Origin of the sequence: Streptomyces sp. SID3343 (assembly GCF_009865215.1) — a bacterium.
GTDB lineage: Bacteria > Actinomycetota > Actinomycetes > Streptomycetales > Streptomycetaceae > Embleya.
Map to the genome: position 1 here is coordinate 1 of NZ_WWJX01000277.1, position 7,007 is coordinate 7,007.

A 7,007-nucleotide genomic window follows, 5' to 3' on the forward strand; every position below is an offset into this window, starting at 1 on the left:
GGTCGCGGCCGGGCCGGTCCGGCGGGCGTCGTCGGGCAGTGCGAACCACGTCTCCACGACGGCGAGTGCCTGCGGGCGCTCGCCCGCGCGCTCCAGCAGATCGGCCGCGCGTTCGTAGGTCCAGGCGGTATGCATCCGCGCGTGCACGCCGTGCAACAGCGTGGCCAGCTCGCGCAGTTCCTCCCGGTCGAATCGGTCCGCGAGCGGTGTGCCCTCCAACGTCCAACCGTCCAGACTTCGACGCGGTCGAACGAGATCGGGTCCCGGTACGGCCTCGTTGCCGTGTGCTGTCCTGCGCCCGACCCCGAACAGTGCCATCGCGCTCTCGTACTCCCTCCGCATCCGGTTCGTGGGTACGACCGGGTGAACGGTTGTCGATTGTGGCTGCCGGGTCCGGCCCTCGAGGCTGCCTCGGCGCTGCCTTGTGCACAACGAGCGTACGAGGGACGGCGACGGCGCGTAAGTGCGTCCGTGCGCGTGCGGCGGGCGGGGCGCACGGACACCGGGAGCACGCGCCAGTACTGTTCGTGTCATGCCCGGCTATGACGACGATCTGCGCTTCGCCCACGTTCTCGCGGACGCCGCCGACGCGACCACCATGGACCGCTTCAAGGCGCTCGACCTGCGGGTCGAGACGAAGCCGGACATGACCCCGGTCAGCGACGCGGACAAGGCCGCCGAGGAGGTCATTCGGCACCAACTCGGGCGTGGCCGACCGCGCGACGCGGTGCTCGGCGAGGAGTTCGGCTCCAGCGGCCACGGTCCGCGTCGCTGGGTGATCGACCCGATCGACGGCACCAAGAACTTCGTCCGCGGCGTTCCCGTGTGGGCGACGCTCATCTCGCTGATGGACGGCGACGAGTCGGTGATGGGCCTGGTCTCGGCGCCGGCGCTCGGTCGTCGCTGGTGGGCGTCCAAGGGCGCGGGCGCGTGGACGGGGCGCAGCCTCACCCAGGCGTCGCGCTGCCGGGTGTCCCAGGTGTCCTCGGTCGAGGATTCGTCCTTCGCGTACTCCAGCCTGGGCGGCTGGGAGGAGCGCGGCCGACTCGACGACTTCCTCGATCTCACCCGGGCCTGCTGGCGCACGCGCGCCTACGGCGACTTCTGGTCCTACATGCTCGTCGCGGAGGGCGCGGTGGACATGTGCGCCGAACCCGAGGTGAATCTGTGGGACCTCGCGGCGGTCTCGGTGATCGTCGAGGAGGCGGGCGGCCGATTCACCTCCCTGGCCGGCACCCCGGGCCCCGCCGGCGGCAACGCGGCCGCCTCCAACACCCTCCTGCACGACGAACTCCTGGCGCGCCTGGGCGAACCCCACCCCCACGACTGACCGCATCGCTCGGCATCGCCCCCGACTCGGCCGAGCACCGGCCCCGTGCTCGGCGCGCCCGCGCCTTGGACGCGCCACGGGCCCTTCGTCCCACGTTCGGGTGAGATGGGCGCTATACCTTCCCTTGACCTTCGGGTGCATGTGACTATGTGAAAACAGGGGCTTGTGAACTTGTGAATTCGTTCGCAAGCGACGACCCGCGTTGCCACACAACACCCGACGGAGGTGGTGTCGCATGCTCGTCCGCGACGGCATGAGCACGATCGTGTTGACCATCGGACCCGCCCACACCCTGCGCGCCGCCGCGCGCCTGATGGCCGCCCGCCGGATCGGCGCGGCGGTCGTGATCGACCCCGACACGTCGGGGCTGGGCATCCTGACCGAGCGCGACATCCTGGTGTCGATCGGCTCCGGCCAAAATCCCGACGTGGAGTTCGCCGGCGACCACCTCACGTCCGACGTGGTCTTCGCGACGCCCACCTGGACCCTGGCCGACGCCGCGTCCGCGATGACCCGCGGCGGCTTTCGCCACCTGATCGTGCTCGACGGCGGCGACGTGCTCGGGATCATCTCCGTGCGCGACATCGTCCGCTGCCAAATCCACGAGGCCCAGCGCTCCGCGGAGTTGGTGGGTTGACCCCGGCGGGCGACCGGCCGCGACCCGGTCGCCCGCGTCCGGGTCAACGGACGCCGTCCACCCGCTCCATGGGGTCCCCGTCACCGACCTCGCGGACCTCGTCGGCCTCGCCGGTGACCACGACCGCGTCGCCCGCGTCGCGGCCGCGGAACAATCGCGCCGGGATCACCCGCTCGAACCGCTTCGAGCGCGTCGCGGCCAACGGCCCGAGCACCGCCATCACCAACACGTATCCCGCGATGAACGGCGCGAGCCGCGCGTCCAGTCCACCCGCGCTCGCCGCGACGGCCGCCAGCACGAGCGCGAACTCGCCCCGGGACAAAATGGTGAACACCACGTTGGACGCCTCGGTGCGGCCGAAGCCGTGGATGCGCGCGGCGGCCACCCCGGCGATCCCGTTCAGGACGAAGGTCGACACCACCGCGAGCGCGACCGGACCGGCCACCTTCACCAGGTCGCCCGGGTCGATCGACAGCCCGAACGAGAAGAAGAAGATCGCGCCGAACGCGTCGCGCAACGGGTGCACGAGCGCGCGGATACGCGGCGCGCTCTTGGTCGCGCCCAGGATCAGGCCGATCATGAACGCGCCCATCGCGTCCGAGACGCCCAGTTCCTCCGCGACGCCCGCGGTCAGGATCGCGAGCCCGGTGAAGATCACCACGAGCAGTTCGTCGTCCTTGGTCGAGATCAGCCGGCCGACGATGCGGGTGCCCCACCGCGCGATCGACGCGAGCACGATCAGGAAGCCGAACGCCTTGCCGAAGTCGAGCGCGGCCGCGCCCAGGCCGTCCGCCTGGCCGAGCACCGGCTGAAGGCCCGCGAGGTACAGCGCGAGGAAGACGTCCTCGATCACGATGACGCCCAGGATCAGCCGGGTTTCGGGGTTGCCGAGCCGGCCCAGGTCGACGAGCACCTTGGTGACGATCGCCGACGAGGAGATGCCCACCACCCCCGCGAGCACCATCGCCTCGCGGATCCCCCACCCGAGCGCGAGGCCGAACAGGAAACCACCGCCCACGTTCAGGACGAGATAGAGCGTGCCGACCCCGACCAGGCGCCTGCCGCCCGACACGAGGTCGTCCAGATGGAATTCGAGACCGAGGTAGAACAACAGGAAGACCAGGCCGATGGCACCGAGCAGCTTGAGGTCGGCGGGGTTGTCGACGAGGGCGATGCCGGGGGTGTTGGGGCCGAACAGGATGCCGGCGAGCATGAACAGCGGAATCGTCGGCAACCCGATGCGGGCGCCGGCTCGGGCGAGGATTCCGGCGGCGAGAAACGCGCCGCCGAGTGCGATCAGGGCCTCCGCGAGATGCACGAAGATCACCGTCCTTCCAGGGGCGGTGGTCGAATACGGGCGTCGTCGGGGACCGAATCGGCCGCGGCACCGGGCCGCGGCCGGGTCAGGTCCCGGCGACCGCCGGTGGGCCGCGTGCGGGCGGATTCGAACCGTGCCCCGAGCGGACGTCGCGCTCCACCGCGGCGGCGCGCACCGTGCCGCGTTCGGGAGAGGCAGGGCGCCCGGCCGCGACGAACGTCGCGTGGCCGGGGCCGGGTTCGGGCTCGGGTTCGGGCTGGGGATCGGGCCGCTCGACGTCGGTGGCGGTGGGTCCCGCGGGCGTCGACGAGGACGGCACGAAGGCGGGCGCGCGGTCGGTGCCGTGCGGTCCGCCGGTGGTTGTCGTGCCGTGCACGTTGGCGGCGGCCACCGGCAACGAACCACCGAGGCCCTCGCCGCGGGTGAACCCCGCCCCGCACGCGGCCACGAGCGAGAGCACCAAGAGCAGCGCGACGACCGGCACCGAAAGGCGATCCGGCCGCTGCGGCACACGTGCTCCCCTCCGCCCGGATGCGTCCGGACGCGCGTCATCGATTGACTTGGGGAAGACTTTACCATTCGATGACGCGGAGCATGCAAACGACGAAGGAGCCCGGGCGCGCCCGGGCTCCTCGTACAGCGGCCGCGGACTCCTCGCGCAACGGCGACGAGAAGATCGGCGACAGTGGATAAAACGCCGCCCGACACCGATTCACGGCTCAGGTGTCGGGCGACGCGTCTTGGGGTGGATCGGTCAGGCGCGGAGGTCTTTCACGGCCGCCGCGATCCGGTCGCCGTAGGTCTGATCCGCGGCCCGGAAGTGGCCCACGACCCGGTCGATGATGTCGTCGCGCGACACCTTGGCCAGGAAGCCGGAGATGTTGGCGACGAGCCGCTCCTGCTCGGGCGCGGTCATCAGCCGGTACAGGTTTCCGGCCTGGACGTAGTCGTCGTCCTCACGGTGCGTCGGCGCCTCGTGCGTGCCGGTGAGACCGGTCACCTCGGTCGACGCCCACAGCGGCGCGCCGCTCTCGTTCGGGCCGCCGAAGCTGTTCGGCTCGTAGTTCTTGGCCCGGCCGCCCGGGTTGGTCGCCATCGCCCCGTCCCGACCGTGGTTGCGGGCGATCGCGGCACGCGGCGCGTTGACCGGCAGTTGGGTGTGGTTGACGCCCACCCGGTAGCGGTGCGCGTCGGCGTACGCGAACAACCGGCCCTGGAGCATCTTGTCCGGGCTCGGGCCGATGCCCGGCACGAAGTTGGCCGGGCTGAACGCGGCCTGCTCGACGTCGGCGAAGACGTTCTCCGGATTGCGGTCGAGCACGAGCCGGCCGACCTCGATCAGCGGGTAGTCGGCGTGCGGCCAGACCTTGGTCAGGTCGAACGGGTTGAACCGATACCGCGCCGCCTCGGCGACCGGCATGATCTGCACCTTGAGCGTCCACGACGGGTGGACCCCGGCGTCGATCGCGTTGATCAGGTCGCGCTGGTGCGAGTCGGGGTCGGCGCCGGCGAGCTCCGCGGCGGCCTCGGCGGTCAGGTTCCTGATGCCCTGGTCGGTCTTGAAGTGATACCTCACCCAAAACGCCTCACCGGCGGCGTTGGCCCACTGGTAGGTGTGGGACGAGAAGCCGTCCATGTGCCGGTACGAGGCCGGGATGCCGCGGTCGCCGAACAGCCAGGTCACCTGGTGGATGGCTTCGGGCGAATGCGACCAGAAGTCCCAGACGTTGTCGGCCTCTTGGCTGCCCGTGTACGGGTCGCGCTTTTGGGTGTGGATGAAGTCCGGGAACTTCAGCGGGTCCTTGATGAAGAAGACCGGGGTGTTGTTGCCGACGAGGTCGTAGTTGCCCTCCTCGGTGTAGAACTTCACCGCGAAGCCGCGCGGGTCGCGCACCGCGTCGGCCGAACCGAGGTTGCCCGCGACGGTCGAGAAGCGGGTGAACACCTCGGTGCGCCGCCCGGGTCGGGCCAGGAAGTGCGCCCGGGTGAAGCGCGACATGTCCGCGGTGACCTCGAAGTAGCCGAAGGCGCCGGAGCCGCGGGCGTGCACCACGCGCTCCGGGATCCGCTCCCGGTTGAACCTGGCGAGCTTCTCGATCAGGTACTGGTCCTGAAGCAGCAACGGCCCGCCCGGACCGGCGGTGGCGCTGTTCTGGTTGTCGGCCACCGGTGCGCCCGATTCGGTGGTCAGCGTGTGCGGTGTCTGCTGCGTCATGACGGTGCCCGTCTCCCGTGGTGTGACTGCGGTGATCCGGAGATCAACCTACGCACTGATTTGGACTTTGTCTAGAACAGTAATTGGACCAGATCCAATCCAGGGCCGTGTATCGTCATGTACATGAGCGACCTTCTGGAACGACTGCGCGAACGGGGATGGCGCCTGACCGCGCAGCGTCGTGTCGTGGCCGAGGTCCTGAACGGCGACCACGTCCACCTGACCGCCGACGACGTGCACGCCCGAGCGGGTGCGCGGCTGCCCGAGATCAGCCGGGCGACCGTGTACAACACGCTCAACGAACTCGTGGCACTGGGCGAGGTGCTCGAAGTGGGCACCGACGGGCGCGCGAAGCGCTACGACCCCAACGCGCGCAGCGCGCACCACCACCTGGTGTGCGGCGTGTGCGGCACGATCCGCGACGTACACCCGGACTGCGACCCGGTCGCGGGCCTGTCCGAGGCCGAGCGCTTCGGCTTCGAGATCTCCGGCGCCGAGGTCACCTTCCGAGGCGTGTGCCCCGACTGCGCGTCGGGCCGGCCGGCGAAGTCCGCGACCTAGAGCGCGGACCCTCCCGGGTCGGCATCCGCGGTACGCCGCACCAGACGCACCGCGCCCGCTCGGGCGGCCCGACGCAAGCCGGAGCGTTCGGCGTCGAGATGGGCGTGCAATATGTCCAAATCCTCGTCCACGCCGCATTCGGCGAGGCCGAGCAGCAGCCCGGGCGACGGATGCGTACGCAGGAAGTCGCGATACGCGGCGGCCGGATCCGTGCCGCCCGCCAGCAGCCTGCGCCGCGCGGCGTCGCGCACCTTGGCCGAGCGGTCGGCCAACGCCCCCACCAGCGCCGCCGCTTCGACGCCCGCGGGCAACATCTCCACCGCCCGCGCACGCACCCCCGGATCGGGCACCCGCAGCAACCGCAGCGCGACCGGATGCCGCTCCCGACCGCGCAGTCGAGCAAGCAGCGCGTGCCCGGCGGCGGTTCGGCACGTGTGGTCCGCGTCGCGCAGCGCGACCGCCAACAACGCGCGCTCGTCGAGCAGTTCGACCCCGAGTCGACGCACCGCGGGTTCCGCGGCGGTGCCCAGGCCGCCTCCTACGGTACGCAGCCCAGGGCCCTTGAGCAGCGCGTCGCGATACGCGTCGAGCACGCCCGCGGCGCGCGAGCGACCCCGCATCGCGTGCAACAGCGGCACCACCACCCGCACCTCGTCCGGCTCCACGTGCCACAGCAACGCCGCCGTGGCCCGCTCCCGCACCGAGTCGACCCAGTCGTCGGTGCGCAACGCCAGGAACACCGAGGCCATCGGACCGGGTTCGGCGGCGAGCCGGACCACCGCCTCCTCGCGCAGGCCGCCGTTCTCGTCCAGGCTGATCAGCGCCGCGACCAACGGGTGCGTGCGGGTGCGCAGCAGCGTCCTGGTCGCGGCGAGCCCCTCGAAGGCGCCGGCCGCCGCACGCGGGCGGGCAAGGCGGTCCAGCCGCACGAGGACGGCCGCGGGCA

8 protein-coding genes are annotated in these 7,007 nt (G+C 71.2%); 3 read left to right on the forward strand and 5 right to left on the reverse strand.

Translation table 11 applies throughout. The annotated features are described in order from the left end of the window. Window positions 1-318: hypothetical protein (locus GT354_RS09650; protein WP_161355858.1), on the reverse strand; the 318-nt coding region annotated here is incomplete at its 3' end. Between the two features lie 214 nt (window positions 319-532). Here GT354_RS09650 and hisN point away from each other — a divergent pair. Both hisN and GT354_RS09660 read left to right on the forward strand, forming a co-directional pair. After that, the gene (gene hisN / locus GT354_RS09655) at window positions 533-1,330 is read left to right on the forward strand and encodes a histidinol-phosphatase (RefSeq protein WP_161355859.1); all 798 of its coding nucleotides are present in this window, start codon (window positions 533-535) and stop codon (window positions 1,328-1,330) included. A 235-nt stretch (window positions 1,331-1,565) separates the two neighbouring features. Further along, window positions 1,566-1,967 carry a CBS domain-containing protein gene (locus GT354_RS09660; protein ID WP_161355860.1) on the forward strand — a complete coding sequence of 134 codons (402 nt, stop codon included), beginning with the start codon at window positions 1,566-1,568 and terminating at the stop codon, window positions 1,965-1,967. Window positions 1,968-2,010: 43 nt separating this feature from the next. Here GT354_RS09660 and GT354_RS09665 read toward each other — a convergent pair whose 3' ends face one another. The 3 genes from GT354_RS09665 to GT354_RS09675 form a co-directional block, all read right to left on the reverse strand. Next, complete coding sequence (locus GT354_RS09665; RefSeq protein WP_161355861.1) at window positions 2,011-3,285, reverse strand: cation:proton antiporter; 1,275 nt, start codon at window positions 3,283-3,285, stop codon at window positions 2,011-2,013. An 85-nt stretch (window positions 3,286-3,370) separates the two neighbouring features. Then, window positions 3,371-3,796, reverse strand: a complete 426-nt coding sequence (locus GT354_RS09670) for a hypothetical protein (RefSeq protein ID WP_161355862.1) — start codon at window positions 3,794-3,796, stop codon at window positions 3,371-3,373. A 243-nt stretch (window positions 3,797-4,039) separates the two neighbouring features. Next, window positions 4,040-5,500, reverse strand: coding sequence for a catalase (locus tag GT354_RS09675; RefSeq protein WP_161355863.1), 1,461 nt, complete (start codon window positions 5,498-5,500; stop codon window positions 4,040-4,042). Between the two features lie 123 nt (window positions 5,501-5,623). Between GT354_RS09675 and GT354_RS09680 the strand changes: the two genes are divergently transcribed. Further along, window positions 5,624-6,061, forward strand: coding sequence for a Fur family transcriptional regulator (locus tag GT354_RS09680; RefSeq protein WP_161355864.1), 438 nt, complete (start codon window positions 5,624-5,626; stop codon window positions 6,059-6,061). Here GT354_RS09680 and GT354_RS09685 read toward each other — a convergent pair. Then, on the reverse strand, window positions 6,058-7,007 hold a 950-nt coding region (locus GT354_RS09685), incomplete at its 5' end, for a hypothetical protein (protein ID WP_161355865.1). The genes GT354_RS09680 and GT354_RS09685 overlap by 4 nt on opposite strands.

Coding starts and splice junctions, on each gene's coding strand:
- hisN (WP_161355859.1), top strand. CDS start 533: ATGCCCGGCTATGACGACGATCTGCGCTTCGCCCACGTTCTCGCGGAC.
- GT354_RS09675 (WP_161355863.1), bottom strand. CDS start 5,500: ATGACGCAGCAGACACCGCACACGCTGACCACCGAATCGGGCGCACCG.
- GT354_RS09660 (WP_161355860.1), top strand. CDS start 1,566: ATGCTCGTCCGCGACGGCATGAGCACGATCGTGTTGACCATCGGACCC.
- GT354_RS09680 (WP_161355864.1), top strand. CDS start 5,624: ATGAGCGACCTTCTGGAACGACTGCGCGAACGGGGATGGCGCCTGACC.